This is a genomic window from Streptomyces sp. NPDC088261 (assembly GCF_044740805.1).
In the GTDB taxonomy this organism is placed as follows: Bacteria; Actinomycetota; Actinomycetes; order Streptomycetales; family Streptomycetaceae; genus Streptomyces.
Genome location: NZ_JBIURL010000004.1, coordinates 238935 through 257344, shown reverse-complemented (window position 1 = coordinate 257344; position 18410 = coordinate 238935). Strand labels below are relative to the sequence as shown.

Annotated in this window: 14 protein-coding genes; 11 read left to right on the top strand and 3 right to left on the bottom strand. The window is 70.9% G+C overall.

The window, feature by feature from the left end:
- Positions 1 to 45 precede the first annotated feature (45 nt).
- The 4 genes from ACIODU_RS10850 to ACIODU_RS10835 all read left to right on the top strand — a co-directional run bounded on the left by ACIODU_RS10850 (position 46) and on the right by ACIODU_RS10835 (position 8752).
- Positions 46 to 6234 (top strand): type I polyketide synthase, encoded by a 6189-nt coding sequence (locus tag ACIODU_RS10850; protein WP_401766336.1) that lies wholly within the window; start codon positions 46 to 48, stop codon positions 6232 to 6234.
- A gap of 91 nt (positions 6235 to 6325) precedes the next feature.
- The gene (locus ACIODU_RS10845; protein ID WP_401766333.1) at positions 6326 to 7258 is read left to right on the top strand and encodes an aromatase/cyclase; all 933 of its coding nucleotides are present in this window, start codon (positions 6326 to 6328) and stop codon (positions 7256 to 7258) included.
- Positions 7259 to 7316: 58 nt separating this feature from the next.
- Positions 7317 to 7574, top strand: coding sequence for an acyl carrier protein (locus ACIODU_RS10840; RefSeq protein ID WP_401766331.1), 258 nt, complete (start codon positions 7317 to 7319; stop codon positions 7572 to 7574).
- Complete coding sequence (locus ACIODU_RS10835) at positions 7571 to 8752, top strand: acyl-CoA dehydrogenase family protein (protein WP_401766328.1); 1182 nt, start codon at positions 7571 to 7573, stop codon at positions 8750 to 8752. The genes ACIODU_RS10840 and ACIODU_RS10835 overlap by 4 nt, the downstream gene beginning before the upstream one ends.
- Positions 8753 to 8967: 215 nt before the next feature.
- Here the strand turns inward: ACIODU_RS10835 and ACIODU_RS10830 are convergent, their stop codons facing one another.
- Positions 8968 to 10167, bottom strand: a complete 1200-nt coding sequence (locus ACIODU_RS10830; protein WP_401766325.1) for a beta-ketoacyl synthase N-terminal-like domain-containing protein — start codon at positions 10165 to 10167, stop codon at positions 8968 to 8970.
- 14 nt (positions 10168 to 10181) lie between these two features.
- Entirely contained in the window at positions 10182 to 11450 is a 1269-nt protein-coding gene (locus ACIODU_RS10825; protein WP_401766322.1) for a beta-ketoacyl-[acyl-carrier-protein] synthase family protein, read from the bottom strand.
- Positions 11451 to 11663: 213 nt separating this feature from the next.
- Here ACIODU_RS10825 and ACIODU_RS10820 point away from each other — a divergent pair, with 213 nt between their 5' ends.
- The 5 genes from ACIODU_RS10820 to ACIODU_RS10800 all read left to right on the top strand — a co-directional run bounded on the left by ACIODU_RS10820 (position 11664) and on the right by ACIODU_RS10800 (position 15656).
- Entirely contained in the window at positions 11664 to 12134 is a 471-nt protein-coding gene (locus ACIODU_RS10820; protein WP_401766320.1) for an SRPBCC family protein, read from the top strand.
- A complete protein-coding gene (locus tag ACIODU_RS10815; protein WP_401766318.1) occupies positions 12131 to 13069 on the top strand; it encodes an MBL fold metallo-hydrolase in 939 nt (312 codons plus the stop codon). Before ACIODU_RS10820 ends, ACIODU_RS10815 begins: the two co-directional genes overlap by 4 nt.
- Before the next feature lie 48 nt (positions 13070 to 13117).
- The gene (locus tag ACIODU_RS10810) at positions 13118 to 13897 is read left to right on the top strand and encodes an SDR family NAD(P)-dependent oxidoreductase (RefSeq protein ID WP_401766315.1); all 780 of its coding nucleotides are present in this window, start codon (positions 13118 to 13120) and stop codon (positions 13895 to 13897) included.
- A 425-nt stretch (positions 13898 to 14322) separates the two neighbouring features.
- Positions 14323 to 15186, top strand: a complete 864-nt coding sequence (locus ACIODU_RS10805) for a BTAD domain-containing putative transcriptional regulator (protein WP_401766313.1) — start codon at positions 14323 to 14325, stop codon at positions 15184 to 15186.
- A gap of 44 nt (positions 15187 to 15230) precedes the next feature.
- Positions 15231 to 15656 carry a nuclear transport factor 2 family protein gene (locus ACIODU_RS10800; protein WP_401766311.1) on the top strand — a complete coding sequence of 142 codons (426 nt, stop codon included), beginning with the start codon at positions 15231 to 15233 and terminating at the stop codon, positions 15654 to 15656.
- A gap of 17 nt (positions 15657 to 15673) precedes the next feature.
- Here the strand turns inward: ACIODU_RS10800 and ACIODU_RS10795 are convergent, their stop codons facing one another.
- A complete protein-coding gene (locus ACIODU_RS10795) occupies positions 15674 to 16180 on the bottom strand; it encodes a hypothetical protein (protein ID WP_401766308.1) in 507 nt (168 codons plus the stop codon).
- Positions 16181 to 16575: 395 nt separating this feature from the next.
- Between ACIODU_RS10795 and ACIODU_RS10790 the strand changes: the two genes are divergently transcribed.
- The gene (locus tag ACIODU_RS10790; protein ID WP_401766305.1) at positions 16576 to 17568 is read left to right on the top strand and encodes an ATP-binding cassette domain-containing protein; all 993 of its coding nucleotides are present in this window, start codon (positions 16576 to 16578) and stop codon (positions 17566 to 17568) included.
- The gene (locus ACIODU_RS10785) at positions 17565 to 18368 is read left to right on the top strand and encodes an ABC transporter permease (protein WP_401766303.1); all 804 of its coding nucleotides are present in this window, start codon (positions 17565 to 17567) and stop codon (positions 18366 to 18368) included. The genes ACIODU_RS10790 and ACIODU_RS10785 overlap by 4 nt, the downstream gene beginning before the upstream one ends.
- The last annotated feature ends 42 nt before the right edge of the window (positions 18369 to 18410 follow it).

The window sequence follows — 18410 nt, the reverse complement described above, 5'->3', positions numbered from 1 at the left end:
TCGTCGCGACCCGCACCCTCCGCATCCCGAAAGGCATGATTGCCCATGGCCCGCGCCTCAACACCTCCGTCGCCGGAACGGGAGGCGATCGCGATCGTCTCCATGGGCTGCCGCTACCCCGGTGGCGTCCGGTCCCCGGAGGACCTCTGGGAGCTGGTCGCCGCCGGCGGTGACGCGATCACCGAGTTCCCCGACAACCGCGGCTGGGACCTGGACCGGCTCCACGACCCGGCACCGGAGGGCGTCGGCCGCTCCGCCACCCGCCACGGCGGTTTCCTTCACGACGCCGACCTGTTCGACGCGAAGTTCTTCGGCATCTCCCCGCGCGAGGCGGCCGGGATGGACCCGCAGCAGCGGGTGCTCCTGGAAGTGGCCTGGGAGACCTTCGAGCGGGCCGGTCTCGACCGGGCGGCATTGGCCGGCAGCAGCACCGGTGTGTTCGTCGGGGCGATGGCCCAGGAGTACGGCCCGCGCCTGCACGAGGACGGCCAGGGCACTGGCGGTTACCGCCTCACCGGCAGCACCGTCAGCGTGGTGTCCGGCCGTCTCGCCTACTACTTCGGTACGCGGGGGCCGGCCGTCACCGTCGACACCGCCTGTTCGTCCTCCCTGGTCGCACTCCACCTCGCCGCGCAGTCCCTGCGCGAGGGCGAATGCGATCTGGCCCTGGCAGGCGGAGTGGCGGTGATGTCCACACCTGGCCTGTTCGTGGACTTCAGCAGGCAGGGCGGTCTGGCCCCCGACGGCCGCTGCAAACCGTTCTCGGACGACGCCGACGGCACCGCGTGGGCCGAGGGCGCCGGACTCCTGCTGCTGGAACGCGCGTCGGACGCGATCGCCCGGGGCCACCGGATCCACGCCCTGATCCGGGGCAGCGCCGTCAACCAGGACGGCGCCAGCAACGGCCTGACCGCGCCCAGCAAATCGGCGCAGGAGAGCGTCATCACCCTCGCGCTCGCCCGGGCCGGACTCGGCTCCCGGGACGTGGACGCCGTGGAGGCGCACGGCACCGGAACGGAACTGGGCGATCCGATCGAGGCACGCGCGCTCGCCGCCACCTACGGCCGCAGCCGTACCCCGGGGCGCCCGCTGTGGCTCGGCTCGCTGAAGTCGAATCTGGGGCACGCGCAGGCGGCGGCCGGAGTCGGCGGCGTGATCAAGATGGTGCAGGCCATGCGGGCCGGCGTGCTGCCGAGGTCGCTGCGCTCCGAGCGGCCCAGCCGACACGTGGACTGGCGCCACAGCGGGCTCGCCCTGCTGGACGACGCGCGCAAGTGGCCCGGAGAGGGCCGGCCCCGGCGGGCCGGAGTGTCCTCGTTCGGGATCAGCGGCACCAACGCGCACCTGCTGCTGGAGGAGGCCGCGCCCCGGCCCGGGCCCGCACCGGACAGCGGTGCGGCGGGGCCGTACGTCTGGCCCCTTTCCGGCCCGACCGCGGACTCCCTGCGGCAACAGGCATCCGTACTCTCGGACTTCCTCGCCGGGGCTGCGGAGGACAGGCCCGAGGACGTCGCGGGCGTCCTGCGCTCCAGGACCGGCTTCGCCCATCGGGGCACGGTGGTCGCCGGGAACAGGACCGACCTGCTGGCCGGCCTGACCGACCTCGCGTCCGGGAAGGCGGCGCCGGCGGTTCCCGGCCGGTACCGGTCTCCGACCGTTCTGCGGGCCACGGCCGCGCAGGGCGCCGCGGGTCCCGTGTTCGTCTTTCCCGGCCAGGGGTCGCAGTGGCGTGGGATGGGTCTGCTGCTCCTGGAGGAGTCCAGCACCTTCCGTGCCCATATGGAGGCCTGTGCCAAGGCATTGGCCCCTTATTGCGACTGGCAGTTGGCCGACGCGCTTCGCGGAGACTCCCTGGACCGCGTCGACGTGGTGCAGCCTGCGCTGTTCGCGGTGATGGTGTCCCTCGCGCGGATGTGGGAGTCCGCGGGTGTACGGCCGGGCGCGGTCGTCGGCCACTCGCAGGGCGAGATAGCCGCCGCGCATGTGGCCGGCGTCCTCACCCTCGCCGACGCCTGCCGAGTGGTCGCCCTGCGCAGCAAGGCCCTGCACACGGTGTCGGGGAGCGGGGGCATGGTCTCCGTACCGCTGGACGCGGAGTCGACGCGGCGGCTTCTCGACGCGGCGGGTGGCACGGACGGCGGGGTGGGCATCGCCGCGTTCAACGGACCCCGGGCGACCGTGGTGGCCGGCCCCACCGAGGCACTGGACGAGCTCCTCGCCCTCTGCGAGCGGCAGGGCGTGGACGCGAAGCGGATCGCGGTCGACTACGCCTCGCACACCGCCGCCATGGAGGTCCTGCGGGAACCGCTCGTCCGGGACCTGGCGGACGTGGTACCGAGGCCGTCCTCCGTCCCCGTCCACTCGACGCTGACCGGCGAGATCGCCGACACCGCCGTCATGGATGCCTCGTACTGGTACGAGAACCTCCGCAACCCGGTGCGGTTCCTGCCGGCGGTACAACGGCTGATCGACCGCAGGCACCGCGTCTTCATCGAGGTCAGCCCGCATCCGGTGCTCGGCATGGCGGTGCGGGAGATCCTGGACGACGTCGATGTGCCGGGCACCGTCCTCGGATCCGTCCGCCGGGACAGCGGGGGCCTGGAGCAGTTCACCGTCTCGGCCGCCGCCGCGCTGACGGCGGGTGTGACGGTCGACCTCACCCCGTTGCAGCGCCCGGGGCGGCCGACGGACCTGCCGACCTTCTCATTCGACCGCAGTCGCTACTGGATCACCGCTCCGGACGTCGCGGGGGCCCCCGACGCCGACCATCCGGCCGCCGGTCTCACCACCCGTCGAGTCGAACTGCCCTCCGGGCAGGACGTGTTCACGGCGCGAATCGACAGGGACCGGCATCGCTGGCTGACCGACCACGCCGTGCGGGGAGCCGTGCTGGTGCCCGCGACCGCGACCCTTTCGCTGGTCGCCGACGCCGGCCGCGCGGCCGGCGTCGGGACGATCGAAGAGCTGACCCTGGAAGGACCGCTGCCGGTCCCGGACCGCGGACCGATCGAGATCCGACTCCTTCTGGAGCCGTCCGACGCCTCGGGACGCAGGGCGCTGGAGGTGCACGCCCGGCAGCCGGGCGCGGCGGGCTGGGACCGGCACGCGTCCGGCGCCCTGACGGTCACGTCGGAGGAGGCCGGCAGCACCTCGGACGCGGCGTCGGAGGCCGCGGCGCCCGGAGTCTGGCCACCGGCCGGTGCGACCGAGGTCGGCACGGAGGACGCCTACGCCCGGCTCGCCGGCCGGGGGTACGGCTACGGACCCGCGTTCAGCGGGCTGCGGCGGGTGTGGGAGAAGGACGGCGAGATCCTCGCCGAGGTGACGCTGCCGGCCGGCGTCCCGCTCGACCCGTCAGGCACCGCCCATCCGGCGCTGCTCGACACGGCGCTGCACGCCGCTCTGCTGCGGACCGGTGACGAACTGCTCGTCCCGTTCACCTGGCGCGGTGTCACCCTGTCGCCCGCGCGGACGAGGACGCTCCGGGTACGCTCGCGTGTCGACGCCGACCGGATCACGCTGGAGTGCGCGGACGAACAGGGCCGGCCCGTCGCGAAGGTCGCGTCGCTCACCCTGCGGCCGTCGCGCCCTGCCCGCGGCGCCGAAGGACAGCTCTTCGCACTCGCCTGGGAACGCGCGGAGGCCGGGGACGCCCCCACGCCCCTGTCGTGGGCGAGCCTGGCCGCACCGGGTCTCGGGGCGCCGCGCGACGTCCCCGACCTCGCGTCGCTCCCGGAATCCGTCCCGGAATCCGTCCCGGACGTCGTCGCGGCGCTCATCGGTGCCGACGCCCCCCGTGCCGACGCTCCGGGTATGGTCGGCCCGAGCCTGCCCGAAGAGGCGGACCGGCTGGCCGGTGAGGCCATGGATCTCCTCCAGGCGTGGCTGGCCGAACCACGCCTGTCCGCGGCGCGGCTCGTGATCCTGACCCGGCGGGCTCTGGCCGTGACCGGCCGGGAGGCGGTTCCCGGTCTCGCGTCCGCCGCGGTCACCGGACTCGTGCGGGCGGCCCAGGCGGAGCACCCGGACGCCTTTCAGCTGATCGACCTCGATGACGATCCGGCCTCCCGGGCAGCGCTGCCCGCGGCCTTCGCCTACGGCGGACCCGAGCTCGCCATCCGCTCCGGCACGGTCCACCGGCCCCGCCTGCGGGTGCCCGACGAGGACGGCCTGCTTCCCGAACCGGCCGGCTCCGGCGCCTGGCGCCTCGATGTGACGAGCCGGGGCACGCTGGACAACCTCGCGCTGGTGCCCCACCCGGAGGCGGAAGCCGCCCTCGGCCCGCGCCAGGTCCGTGTCGAGGTCCGGGCCGCCGGCCTCAACTTCCGTGACATCGCGGTGGGGCTCGCCCTGGTGGCCGGCGAGAGGACGATGGGCAGTGAGGGCGCCGGGCTGGTGACCGAGGTCGGCGCCGATGTCACGAGGACGGCGGTGGGAGACCGGGTCTTCGGTGTGTTCGAGCGTTCCCTCGGACCCGTCGCCGTCGCCGACGAGCGGATGGTCGCGCCCGTACCGGCAGGGTGGACCCTCGCCCAGGCCGCGAGCGTCCCCATCGTGTACATCACCGCCTACCAGTGCCTGGCCGAGATCGCCGCGGTCCGACCCGGCGAGTCGGTGCTCATCCACACCGCGACCGGGGGTGTCGGACTCGCGGCGATCCAGCTGGCCCGGCACTTCGGCGCGGAGGTGTTCGCCACGGCGGGCCCCGCCAAGCACGATCTGCTGCGCGCCTGGGGACTGGACCAGGACCACATCGCCTCCTCGCGTTCGCTCGACTTCGAGGAGGCCTTCCGCGCGGCCACCGGGGGCCGTGGGATCGACGTCGTCCTCAACTCGCTGTCCGGCAAGGCCATCGACGCCTCTCTGCGGCTGCTGGCCCCGGGGGGCCGGTTCGTCGAGATGGGCAAGACCGACATCCGTGACGCCGGCGTGACCGAGGCGGCCCACCCGGCCGTCACCTACCGCGCCTACAACATCCTGGGGATCGACCCCGACCGGATCGGCGAGGTGCTGGCCGAGCTGATCTCCCTCTTCGAGAGCGGTGCGCTCCACCACCTGCCGGTCCGCGCCTGGGACGTCCACCAGGGCCGGACACCGCTGAGACTCCTCAGCCGGGCGAGGCAGCGCGGAAAGCTCGTGCTGACGATGCCCCGCGCCTTCGACCCCGACCGCCTCGCACTCGTCACGGGCGGAGCCGGCGGTCTCGGCGCGGTACTGGCCCGCCACCTGGTGACCGCCCACGGCGCCCGGCGGCTGCTGCTGCTGAGCCGACGCGGTCCGCAGGCTCCCGGCGCGGCGGCGCTGCGAGACGAACTGACCGCCCTCGGGGCCGAGGTGACCGTCCTCGCCTGCGACGTCACCGACCGGGCCGCCCTGGCGCGGGTGGTGACGGACCGTCCGCCGGGCAGCGTCTTTCACACGGCGGGCGTGCTCAGTGACGGATTGCTCACGAGGCTCACTCCCGCACGACTGCGCGCGGTGACGCGCCCAAAGGCCCACGCCGCCTGGCATCTGCACGAACTCACCCACGACCTGGACCTCTCGGCGTTCGTTCTCTTCTCCTCCACGGCAGGGGTGATCGGCGGCCCCGGCCAGGCCAACTACGCGGCGGCCAACACCTTCCTCGACGCCCTGGCCCAGCACCGGCGGTCCTCGGGTCTGGAGGCGACCTCACTGGCCTGGGGCCTCTGGCAGGAGCGCACCGGCATGACCGCGCACCTGTCCCCGGCGGACCTCGCGGCGCTGGCCGCCGGGGGAGTCGCCCCCCTCACGACGGACCACGCGCTCGGGCTCCTGGACGAGGCCATGGCGTCGTCCCGCGCGCTGCTCGTCCCCCTGCGCCGCTCCCTGACCGGCCCGAGGCCGGACAGCCGGGCGGACCTGCTGTTCGGGGATGCGCGAACCACCGGCGCCGTACGCGCCGCACCCGTACGGGACCGGCCCGCGCCCGTCCCCGCGGCCCCCGCGGCAGCGAAGGCTCCGGAGCACTCGGCCGAGGGGCTCGTACGGATGGTCTGCGCGCAGGCGGCCGAAGTGATCGGCTATACCGACACCGTGACCGTGAGTCCGACGGACTCGTTCAAGGACCTCGGCTTCGACTCCCTGCTCAGCGTCGATCTGCGCAACCGGCTCAACGCCGCGACCGGTCTGAGGCTGCCGGCCGAGGCGGTCCTGAGGCACCCGACCCCCCGCGCTCTGGTCGCGTTCATCATGGCCGGTCTGGAGGGGCGATGACCTCCCCTCTGTACCGCTGCTCCAGAGCCGCTCGACGGGACGCTGCCAGATTCTCCGTACCACCTGAGCAGCAGGGGAGGAGGGGCTCGTCATGAGCAACATCGAGGTGACCCACCGGATCGAGGTGTCGGCGTCCGCGGAGTCGGTGCACCGCATCGTCGCCGACGTCGGCCTGTGGCCGCTGTACTTCCCGCCGACGGTCAGGGCGATGCGGGTGTCGGGCGACGACACCGACGAGCGGATCCGGATCTGGGCCGTCGCCAACGGCCGGCTGCGCACCTGGGAGTCGCGGCGGCGGATCACGGACGGGCGCCGGGTGCGGTTCGAGCAGATCCAGCCCTCCGCCCCGGTGGCAGTGCTGGGCGGCGAATGGTCCGTGGAGGAGCGGGGGAGCGGCCGATGCGCGGTTGTCCTCGACCACTACTACCGCGCCGTCGACGACGACCCGGTGCAACTCGGCCTCATCGCCCAGGCGGTGGAGCACAACAGCGTCTCGGAACTCGCCCACCTCAAGCGCGCGGCCGAACGAGGCGACGCCGAGAAGGAGTTGCTTCTCGACTTCGAGGACACCGAGATCATCGCCGGCTCGCTGGAGGACACCTACGACTTCCTCTACGACGTGGGGAAGTGGCCCGACCGGGTGCCCCACGTCGCCCGCGTCGAGCTGCGAGAGGACACCCCGGGACTCCAGCACATGGAGATGGACACGATCTCACCGGACGGCTCCGTGCACACCACGGTGTCCGGCCGGGTATGCGTACCCTCGCGGCGGATCGTCTACAAGCAGACGAGGCTGCCTCCCGTACTCCAGGCGCACAACGGCGAGTGGACGTTCGAGTCCACCCAGGAGGGTCTCGTCCGGGTGACGTCCCGGCACCAGGTGATGCTGGACCCGGACGGGATCGCCGCGCTCCCCGAGCCGCCCGCGTCGCTCGACGCGGCCCGGGCCGCCGTCCGGCACGCCCTGGGCTCCAACAGCCGGGCCACCCTGGCCAGGGCGCGCGAGTTCGTCGAATCGCCCTGATCCCCCTCCGTACACGATTCCCCTCCGTACACACCGACACAAGGGAAGGCGGTCCGCCATGGCGGAGCTGACGATCGACGAGCTCAAGGAATTCCTGCTGCGCACGCTGGGAGAGGACGAGACGGTGGACCTGTCCGGGGCGATCCTGGACACCGGTCTCGCCGAGCTGGGCTTCGACTCCCTCGCGGTCATCGCGACCACGAGCAGTCTGGAGCAGCACTTCAAGATCAAGGTGCCGGAGGAGGCGTACTCGGACATCAGGACCCCCCGGGACTTCCTCACCGTCTTCAACCAGCAGTTGGCCGCTCCCGCGTGAGCGCGGGCGGCGGAGCGACGGCGACGGTCGGCCTGCTGGACCGGGTGCGGGCCTTTGCCGAGGCCGAGATCACGCCCAGGAGCGACTACTTCGACAGCCTGCCGGAGGCACCGACCGTCGCCACGACCCGGCTGCACCAGGCGGGGCTGGCGAACTGGTGGATCCCGTCCCGGTACGGCGGCACCGGTGCGGGACTTGAGGAAAGCGTCGACATCGTCTCCGAACTCGCCTACGGCGACGCGGGATTCGCCTTCGGCTCCTTCCTGTCGATCCTGGGCACCACCATGCTCCATCTCTGCGGGGAGGAGCCCCTTGCCCGGATCCACCTGGAGGCCCTGGCCGCGGGCGGGGGAAGCTGCGCGATCCTCGCCAGCGAGGAACGGGCCGGCAGTGAATTGGGGCGGATCACCGCCGGCTTCACGCGCCACGGCGACCAGGTCGTCATCAGCGCGGACAAGTACTTCGCCACCAACGCCGACGCCGCGGACCTGCTGCTGACCGTGGCCAGGGACACGGGCGACGACGCCGATTTCCGGGTGGTACTGGTGCCCCGCGACACCCCCGGGGTGGAGATCGTCAAACGCTGGGACATGGTCGGCATGCGCGGCTCCGCCACCTACCAGGCGCGGTTGCGCGACTGCGCGGTTCCCGCCGCGCATCTGCTGGGTGGCAACGGACTGCGGAATCTGGAGATCGGCCTCAACGCCAGCCGCATCCTGATCGCCGCGACGGCGATCGGTCTGGCACGCCGGGTACGGGATCTGTCGATGGAGTACGCGGCGGTGAAACAGGTGAAGGGGACGGCGCTGAGCGGCAACGCCGTCTTCGCCGGCAAGCTCGGGCAGATCGAGATGCTGATCGACGTCATGCGCAACCAGTGCCGGGCGGCCGCCGCCGAGTTCGACCGGTACATGGCGGCCCCCGACCCGTTGCCGGCCCTCTATCGGACCGGCACCCTGCGCTCCGCGCTGGCCGCGAAGATGTACTGCGGCCAGGCGGGCTGGCAGGTGGCGACCATCGGTTCGGAGATGTTCGGGGGGCTGGGCTACACCCACGACCACCCGATCGGCAAACTGGTGCGCGACCTGCGGTACGTAGGGCTGGTGGAGGGCGGCGACGACGTCATCCGCGATCTCCTCTACTCCCGCTTCGTGGTGCCGGCCGGCAAACGCCGCTGATTGTCCTGGGCCGGGCGTGACGTCGGCTCCCAAGACCTGATCGAGGTCTTGGGAGCCGACGTCGTTGTCGTAAGGGGAGGGTGTCGCCGCCGACGCAGCCGAAGGAAACGGCGGATGTCCCGGTGGAGACGGTGCGGGTGCCACGGGCTGCCTTCCCGAAGGGAGTCCGGCACCCCGCGACACCAGGCGGCTGTACGACACCGTCCCGCCCGCCGTCACGGTCCCGTCAGCACCATGGCCGAGGCGAAACCACCGTGCCCCCGGGCCAGCACCAGCGCCGTACGGCTCTCCAGAGCGCGGGGCTCGCCGACCACCAGGTCGACGCGGGAATCGAGGGCATCCGCCGCCACCTCCGGCAGCGCGGGCACGACGCCGTCGCGCAGGCAGAGCAGCGCCGCGACCACATCGAGCGCGGCCCCGCCGGAGAGGAGTCTGCCCACCAGCGCCTTCGGCGCGCTGACCGGTACCCCGCCAGGTCCGAACAGCTCCACGAGCGCCGCGGCCTCGGCCCGGTCGAGCGGCACACTGCCGGCGGCGTCGGCGAACACCACATCGATGTCCCCGGCCGTCAGCCCCGCGTCCCGCAGCGCCGTACGTGCCGCGCGCACCAGGCCATCGCCCGGACAGTCCGATCCCGGGGGCTCGAACGCCGCGCCGTGGCCCGCGACCGCCCCGTACACCTGGGGCGCGCCCCGCTCCGCCGCGCCCGTACGGGACTCCAGCACCAGGACCGCGCCGCCCTCACCCGGCACGAAGCCCGGCGAGCCGGCGTGGAACGGCAGATAGGCACGCTCGGGGTCGTCGGCCCGGCTCACGCCGGTGGCCGTCGACACCGTCGACACGCCGTACGGGCACAGCATGCTGTCGAAGCCTCCGGTGGTCATGACCGCGGTGCCCTGCCGAACCCTTCGGCGCGCGAACGCGATCGAGTCCAGACCCCCCGCCTGCTCCGAGACGACGACGCCGCCCGGCCCCCGCAGACCGTTCCTGATGGAGATCTGGCCGGTGTTCACCGCGTAGTACCAGGCGAAGGACATGTAGGGGCTCACGGCCTCCCAGCCCGTGCCCCAGAGCAGTTGCAACTGCTCCTGCCCGAAGTGCAGCCCTCCGGTGGAGCTGGAGACGGCCGCCCCCACCGCGTACTCCGACAGTGCGGCCGGATCGACCCGCGCGTCGGCCAGAGCCGCGTCGGCGCAGAGCATGGCGAGCCTGGTCAGCCGGTCGGTCTGCGGAACGAGCCGTTTGGGGAAGGCCGACTCCCCGTCGAACGCCGGGACTTCGCCGGCGAGCCGGACGGGGTACTCCGAGGCGTCGAACCGGGTGATCGGCCGGATCGCGGACACCCCTTTGAGCGTGGCCGCCCAATATGCCTCGGTGCCGACCCCGTTCGGCGCGACGACGTCGACACCGGTCACAACGACATCCTGTTTCATGACGTGGTCCGCTCCAATTTCGTGAGAACCATGGCGCTCTGGAATCCGCCGAAGCCACTGCCCACGGTCAGCACCGCGTCGAGACGCCGCTCACGAGCCACGTTCGGCACGTAGTCCAGGTCGCACTCGGGATCGGCTTCGTGGAGGTTGGCCGTGGGCACGACGACGCCGCGCAGCATGGACAGCGCGCAGGCGGCGATCTCGATCGAACCGATGGCGCCGAGCGAGTGCCCGACCGCGGCCTTGATGCCGCTCATCGGGGTGCGGTAGGCGTGGTCGCCGAGGCTGCGCTTGACCGCCGCGGTCTCGTGACGGTCGTTCTGCTTGGTGCCGGAGCCGTGGGCATTGATGTAGTCGATGTCGGTTCCGTTCACCCGCGCCTGCTTCATGGCGCCTTCAATGGCCTCGGACATCTCCCGGCCGTCCTCCTTGAGCCCGGTCATGTGGAAGGCGTTGCACCGGGAGGTGTAGCCGGCCACCTCGCCGTAGATCATCGCGCCCCGGCACCGCGCGTGTTCGTACTCCTCCAGCACCAGCACCGCCGAACCCTCGCCGAGGATCAGTCCGGTCCGGGTACGGTCGAACGGTCGGCAGGCGGTGGCCGGGTCGTCGTTGCGGGCCGAGGTGGCCCTGATGACGTCGAAGCAGGTCAGGGTGATGGGGGAGACGGGGGCGTCGGTCGCACCCGTGATCATCACATCGGCCCCGCCGTCCTGGATCAGTTCGGCCGCGTATCCGACGGAGTCGATGCCGGAGGTGCATCCCGTCGAGACCACCGCCGCGGGACCGCGCGCGCCGGCGACCACGGCCACCTCGGCCGCGATCGAACTGGGCAGGAAGTAGTCGTAGAGATGCGGCACCGCGAAGGACGGGTCGACGACCCACTCGCGGCCGCCGTCCGACAGGACCGCGTACTCCCGCTCCATGGTCGTCGTGCCGCCGACCGCGCTGCCGATGGCCACCCCGGTGCGCTCCGCCAGCGCGCCGTCGATGTCCAGCCCGCTGTCCGTGACCGCTTCTTCCGCGGCCACCATCGCCAGCTGCGACACCCGGTCGGTACGCCGCACCTGCTGCCGGCTCAGACCGTGCGCCAGGGGGTCGAAGTCGCACTCGGCGGCGACCTGGCAGCGGTGCCCGCTCGGGTCGAACCGGGTGATGGTCCTGGTCGCGGTCCGGCCGCTGGTGAGCAGCTCCCAGAATGGCTCCTTCCCTATCCCTCCCGGGGCGACGACGCCGATTCCGGTGATGACTGCTCTGCGGGCCATGGGGCTCCTCGGTGGTCACGGATGGATCGGCGGGCTCGGCGGGCCGGCCTCCACCGCAGGCTGCGTCCACGCCCTTGACTCGCGGTCCAGTGGCGTTGGAATCGGCGTGGCGCGCGCCGTTGGACACGCAGTCCTGTCGAGCCGTGCTCCACAGGAGGTCGAGCCCCACTGGCGACTGTGGCCGCAGGTCCAGTGGCTGTGTGGGAGGAAGCGATGACAGAGGGCTCCATACCGGACGTACGTAAATTTGTGGAGGTCCAGGCCGACGCGAAGCGCTGCTTCGTGTACTTCACCGAGCGGATGGCGGACTGGTGGCCTCCGTCGCATGTGCTCCTGAGCCGGCCGCGGGCCGGTCTGGCCATGGAACCCCGGGTGGACGGCCGTTATTACGAGTGGGACGTCGACGGCGCCGAGGCGGACTGGGGACGGGTGCTCGCCTGGGACCCGCCCCACCGCCTGCGGCTGACCTGGCGGGTCGGCGCTCAGTTCCAGGCGTTGCCCGACGACGAACGGGCCAGCGAGATCGAAGTGGTGTTCACACCGGTCGAGCCGGGCGGTACGCGGGTGGAACTGGCCCATGTACGGCTCGACAAGCTCGGCGCGGACGGGCGGGGGATCTTCCGGGCGCTGGACGGTCCGAGCCCCGGCGAAACTCTTCAGCGCTTCGCGGACGCCGTCCGGTGACCGTTCCGGACGGGCGGACCGGCCGGGACCCGGCTGACGGGCCGGCGCTGCGCGCGATAGCCGAGGGCGTGTACGCCTACGAACAGCTGCCGGGCGGGTGGTGCCTCAACAACGCGGGGCTCGTCGTCTCGGGAGGCAGGGCGGTGCTCATCGACACCGCGGCGACCCAGGCCAGGGCCCGTCATCTCCGCGCGCAGACCGAGCGTGTGGTGCCCGGGGGACCCGACATCGTCGTCAACACCCATTTCCACGGCGACCACGTCTTCGGCAACACCGAGTTCGTGCCCCGGGCGACGGTCGTCTCCCACGAGCTCACCCGGTCGGACATGGCCGAGGCCGGACTCGGGATGCGCGGCCTGTGGCCGAAGGTGGACTGGGGCGATGTCCGGCTGACCCTGCCGGACGTCACGTTCAGCGACAGCCTCACTCTCCGGTGCGGTGAACTGACCGTGGTCCTGATGCGCGTCGGCCCCGCCCACACCCCCAGCGACGTGGTCGCCTGGGTGCCGGAGCGGCGCGTGCTGTTCACCGGTGACGTGGCGTGGTCGGGGGTCACCCCGTACGTCCTGATGGGATCGATTTCCGGTTCGCTCCTGGCGCTCGACCGGCTGCGCGCGCTGGATCCGGAGGTGGTCGTCTGCGGCCACGGCCCGGTGGCGGGCACCGAGGCGCTGGACGGGACCGAGGCGTATCTGCGCTGGGTCGACGGTCTGGCGCGGGAAGGGCTGACGGCGGGCAAGTCCCCGCTGGAGACCGCCAGGGCGGCGGATCCCGGACCGTACGCCGGACTCGTCGACCCGGAACGGCTCGTGGGAAACCTGCACCGCGCGTACGCCGAACTCCACGGGGCGGAGCCCGGCGAGCGGCTCGATGTCGCCGCCTCGTTCCGGGAGATGGCCGCATTCCACGGCGGCCCGCCGCACTCCGCCGCCTGACCCCCGCGAGCCGGGCCGACCGGCACGAAACCTCCAGGGAGGACAACCATGATCCGTAAGAAGACCGCCTTCGTCACCGGTGTCAGCAGCGGGATCGGCCTGGCGGTCGCGCGCACGCTGGCGGCCCAGGGTATTGCCGTGTTCGGCGTCGCGCGGGACGCCGGCAAGGTGGCGGCCACTGTGAAGGAACTGCGCGCAGACGGCCACGAGGCGGGCGGCACCACCTGCGACGTCACCTCTCCCGACGACATCCGGGCCGCGGTGGCCGCCGCCGTGGCCGCGTTCGGGTCCATCGACATCCTGGTCAACAACGCCGGCCGGGGAGGCGGCGGTGAGACGGCGACGCTGGACGAGTCCCTGTGGTTCGACGTGCTCGACACCAACCTGAACAGCGTGTTCAGGGTCACCAAGGAGGTGTTGTCCGCCGGGGGGATGGCGGCCGCGGGCTGGGGACGGATCGTCAACATCGCCTCGACCGCCGGGAAGCAGGGAGTCGCCCTGGCCGCGCCGTACACCGCCTCCAAGCACGGGGTCGTCGGCTTCACCAAGTCGGTCGGATTCGAACTGGCCAAGTCGGGGATCACCGTGAACGCGGTCTGTCCCGGATACGTGGAGACGCCCATGGCGGTACGGGTCCGGCAGGGGTACGCGGGCTACTGGGGCGTGACCGAGGAGGACGTGCTGGAGCGCTTCAACGCCAAGATCCCGCTGGGCCGTTACTCCACCCCCGAGGAGGTCGCCGGACTGGTCGGCTATCTGGTGACCGACGCCGCCGCCTCCATGACCGGTCAGGCCGTCAACGTCTGCGGCGGGCTCGGCAACTACTGAGCCGGCATACGGGACGATGCCGGGAGGAAGAGCGCTGACGTGAGGGCCTCTGCCACGCGGAAAGAAGGATTCCGCGTAGCAGGGGCCTTCGCGGTTTTCGTTCCTGGCGAGTGCGCGAGTCTATACCCGCACAGGGGCTGTTCACCCGCCCCGGCTCTTTTTGGTCAGCGGATCGTCCGTAAGTAGTCGAATCAAGCGGAGCTTGAGCGGCTCGACCAAGGATCCGAGGGACCGGTTGACTGGGCGGGGCGAGAGTATTTAGGGTAATGACCACGCAAAGTCAAGTCCAGAGATGGACGATCTACGGGGAAGGGGTGGTGGCAGTACGGGCGATGTCATCCAGGCGGGGATTCCATCGCCGAGAACTGCCTTCCGTCTGCAATAAGTACCACGGAAAAGGCACTTGCATATCATGGGGGATTCGAATGAGGATACGTCTTCTTGGGGAATTGGACGCCACATTGCACGGGGGGTCGGTGACACCGACCGCCGCGAAACCGCGACAGGTGCTCGCGCTCCTCGCTCTGCACGCGGGGCACATCGTCTCCGTGCCGACGCTCATCGAGGAGCTGTGGGGTGATCGCCCGCCGATGAGCGTACGTACCACGCTCCAGACCTACATCCTCCAGCTCCGCAGGCTCATCCAGTCGGCTCTTCCGGCCGGATCCCAGAGCAGGGCCAAGGACATCCTGGTGACCCGGTTCGACGCCTATCTGCTCGACGTGCCGCCGGGGTCCATCGACGTGCGCGTCTACGAGGAGTTGGTGGAGGCGGGGAATCGCGCCATCGACCAGGGCGAGTACCACGCGGCCTCGCGGCTCCTCGGCCAGGCGCTGTCGAAGTGGCAGGGGCCCGCCCTGGCCGACGTCAGGATCGGCATGCCGCTCGGCATAGAGGTGACCCGCCTGGAGGAGAGCAGGCTGAACGTGCTGGAGAGCCGTATAGGGGCGGACATCCGGCTCGGCCGGCACCACGCGATTCTGAGCGAACTCACCGTACTGACCGCTCAGCACCCGATGCACGAGAACCTCTGCGCGCACCACATGGTGTCGCTGTACCGGGCCGGGCGCCAGTGCCAGGCGCTCCAGGTGTTCCGGACGCTCCGCGAGACCTTGAACCGGGAACTGGGCGTGGAGCCCTCGACCCGGCTCCAGAAGCTCCAGCAGGCGGTCCTGCGGTCGGAACTCGACCTGGTCCCGCACGCGGTCGAGCAGCGAGAGGTATGGAGCCCTCCCGCTGCCCCCGAACCGGCGCTGGGCATGCCAGGACCTCGCTTCGCACACTGGTGAACCCGGCCGGCCCGCGACTTCGTCACGAGAGATGAGGACAGACCATGGCCAAGGTAGACGCTGACCAGTACGTCGACATCATGCGCTTCTACGCACATCAGATGAGCCTCCTCGATGCCCAGGACGTGACGGGTTATGTCCGGACGTTCACCGAGGACGGTGTGACCCACCACGTGCACCGCGGCCAGAAGCTGGAGGGACGTGCCGCGATACTCGCCCACGCCACCAAGGCGTTGCCGCATTACAGGACCGTCGTCGTCCGGCACTGGAACGATCACTACCTGGTCGACGAGACGCAGGACGGTGAGGGATTCACCGTCTCCTACGGCTCCCTGGTCACGCTCACCGACGCGGAAGGCCGCGTCCGCTTCGAGTCGACCTTCGCCGTGGCCGATGTACTGGTGCCCGTCGACGGCGGGCTGCGGGTGCGGTCCCGGACGATCGTCCGAGACCGGCCTGCGGAGCAGTGACGGGCGAGGACGCGGACTCAGCAGGTCACGGGGACCGGACTGGTCCGGTGCATCCGGGACGTGGTCGTGAAGGAGTCGAGCCTGACCCAGTCCGCGTCGTAGAAAGCGCCTGTCCCCGAGCTGCCGAACCTGCCCGCGTGTACGACGGCACTGTGGGTGGCCCGCAGAAATCCCGTGGTGGCACCCGTTCCATCGAAGAAACGTTCCGCTACCCGGAAGTCGAACGTGTTCTGACCCGTGGACACCCATCTGCCCGCCCCTTCGACCCCGCCGTCGGGCCCGGGTGGCGGGGCCACCAGGCAGAGCGTCCCGTCGGAGTTGAACGACATGGTTGCCTCCACCTCACCGCCCGGGATGGCCACCGCCCCCTCCCACACGCCGACGGGAACGTTCCGATGTGAGCCGGCGGACGTCGCCGGCCGATCCTGCGTACCGCTCCCGGCGGTCGCCGTTGCCGCGGTCAGCAGCAGCGCGGCGCCCAGCGTGCCGAGGATCACGAGGGGGCGGGATATTCGTCTGGTCATTCTGCTTCCGTTCTGATCGGTTCGGGTCGGGGCCGGGGGACGCGCGGAGCGTGGCCGCTCGGCGGCCTTCGGAACCCGGGTCACCGGGTGGTGGCGGGTCGTGAGAATAAGTTGGGGCCGGGCGCTATGGGAACCCTGGATTTACTCTCGACCACGGCCGGCAACGCGCTGCGGCGCGTTGCCGGCCTCTCATTCGGCGTCACCGAAGAACTTTCGGTCCGGGTAAAGGAATGAGAAAGTCGCCGATGGTTCAACAGAGAACCATTCGCGTTCCTCGGCGTCCACCGCCAATCGGGGACGGAAGCTGTCCGCGATTGCTCCTACGGTGTGGCCCTGCCCCTTTGAGGGCCGTGCGGTCCCTCTTGTGGCCGCACGTTTGAGGTGACGGAGGAAAGATGACGAACGCGATCGTCGCCGAAGGGCTGACTAAGCGCTTCGGTGACAATGTCGGATTGAACGGGCTTGATCTCACGGTACGTCAGGGGACGGTCCTGGGGCTGCTGGGCCCGAACGGTTCGGGCAAGACCACCACGGTGCGGGTGCTGTCCACACTTCTGCGCGCCGACTCGGGAAGAGCCGTGGTGGCTGGACTCGACGTACGGAAAGACGCCGTGGCACTCCGTCGCAAGATCGGCCTTTCCGGCCAGTACGCCGCGGTCGACGAGGATCTCACCGCCAGGGAGAACCTCAGGATGATCGGAAGGCTCTACCACCTCGGCGCCGCGGCGAGCGTCAAGCGGGCCGACGAACTGGTGGAGAGGTTCGGTCTGACGAAGGACGCCGACCGTCAGGTGAAGGGCTACTCGGGCGGTATGCGCCGACGGGTCGACCTGGCGTGTGCCGTGGTGTCCAGGCCCGAGGTGCTGTTCCTGGACGAACCGACCACCGGTCTCGACGTCCGCAGCCGGATGGCCATGTGGGAAGTGATCGCGGAACTGGTCTCGGGCGGCACCACTTTGCTGCTCACCACCCAGTACCTGGAGGAGGCCGACCAACTGGCGGACCGGATCACCGTCATGGAACAGGGCAAGGTCGTCGCGGAGGGTACGCCCGACGAGCTGAAGGCCCGCGTCGGCGGCGAGCGGCTCGAACTGACCCTGGGCAGCCGGGAGGACGTGGCCGAGGCCCGCCGGATCCTGCGGGAGATCGCCCAGGGCGAGATCACCGTGGACGAGGAGGACGACCGGGTGATCGTGCCGATCACGGACGGCCCCTCGGCCCTGGTCGGCGCCATCCGGCTGCTGGACGGGGCGCGGGTGCGGCTGATCGGGACGACCGTGCGTCGGCCGAGCCTCGACGAGGTGTTTCTCTCCCTGACCGGAACCGCCGCCGACCCCGCGCCGGCCTCCGTGGAAGCAACGGCCCTCGCCAAGGAGGAGGCACGGTGAACGCTTTCAGCCAGGCTGTCGAGGACGGCCTCACCCTCACCAGGCGCAGTATCCTCAAGAACTTCCGCAACCCTGACATCGTGGTCTTCGCCACCGTCGCGCCGATCGCCTTCGCCCTGCTCTTCGGGTTCGTCTTCGGCAGCGCGATCGACGTGGGCGGCTCGAACTACCGCGAGTTCATGGTCATCGGCATCCTGACGCAGACGATGCTCCTGACCGCCACCAACACGGGCGTGGGCATCGCCCTCGACATGAAGCTGGGCCTCGTGGACCGCTTCCGGTCGATGCCCATCTCCCAGTCGGCGGTGCTGGTCGGCCGGACGAACGGCGACGCGGTCAACAACGTCTTCGTCATCATCCTGCTGTCACTGACCGGCCTGGCCATGGGCTGGCGGATCAGGTCGGGCGTCCTCGACGCGGCCCTCGGCTTCCTTCTGCTGTTCCTGTTCGCGTACGCCGCCTCCTGGGTCACCGCGGCGATCGGGCTGACGGCGAAGTCGCCCGAAGTCCTGGGCAACGCGATGCTGATGGTCCTGCTGCCTCTCACGTTCATCTCCAACTCCTTCGTCCCCAGTGAAGGACTGCCCACCGTGCTCCGGGTCATCGCCGACTGGAATCCCGTGTCCGCGGTGGTGGAGGCGTGCAGGCAATTGTTCGGCAACATCCCCCCGGGCCGGCCTGATCCGGACGTCTGGCCACTCCAGCACCCCGTTCTGTCGGCCTTCCTGTGGGTGGCTCTCATCCTGGTGGTCTTCGTGCCGCTGGCCGTACGCCGCTACCAGCTCGCCGTGAGCAGGTAGAGCCGGCCTCCCTGTCCGTGGACCCGGGCGCGCCCGAGGGCG

Excerpts from the sequence above, each read along its gene's own strand:
- ACIODU_RS10850 (WP_401766336.1), top strand. The coding sequence starts at position 46 with ATGGCCCGCGCCTCAACACCTCCGTCGCCGGAACGGGAGGCGATCGCG.
- ACIODU_RS10845 (WP_401766333.1), top strand. The coding sequence starts at position 6,326 with ATGAGCAACATCGAGGTGACCCACCGGATCGAGGTGTCGGCGTCCGCG.
- ACIODU_RS10840 (WP_401766331.1), top strand. The coding sequence starts at position 7,317 with ATGGCGGAGCTGACGATCGACGAGCTCAAGGAATTCCTGCTGCGCACG.
- ACIODU_RS10825 (WP_401766322.1), bottom strand. The coding sequence starts at position 11,450 with ATGGCCCGCAGAGCAGTCATCACCGGAATCGGCGTCGTCGCCCCGGGA.
- ACIODU_RS10820 (WP_401766320.1), top strand. The coding sequence starts at position 11,664 with ATGACAGAGGGCTCCATACCGGACGTACGTAAATTTGTGGAGGTCCAG.
- ACIODU_RS10810 (WP_401766315.1), top strand. The coding sequence starts at position 13,118 with ATGATCCGTAAGAAGACCGCCTTCGTCACCGGTGTCAGCAGCGGGATC.
- ACIODU_RS10805 (WP_401766313.1), top strand. The coding sequence starts at position 14,323 with ATGAGGATACGTCTTCTTGGGGAATTGGACGCCACATTGCACGGGGGG.
- ACIODU_RS10800 (WP_401766311.1), top strand. The coding sequence starts at position 15,231 with ATGGCCAAGGTAGACGCTGACCAGTACGTCGACATCATGCGCTTCTAC.
- ACIODU_RS10795 (WP_401766308.1), bottom strand. The coding sequence starts at position 16,180 with ATGACCAGACGAATATCCCGCCCCCTCGTGATCCTCGGCACGCTGGGC.
- ACIODU_RS10790 (WP_401766305.1), top strand. The coding sequence starts at position 16,576 with ATGACGAACGCGATCGTCGCCGAAGGGCTGACTAAGCGCTTCGGTGAC.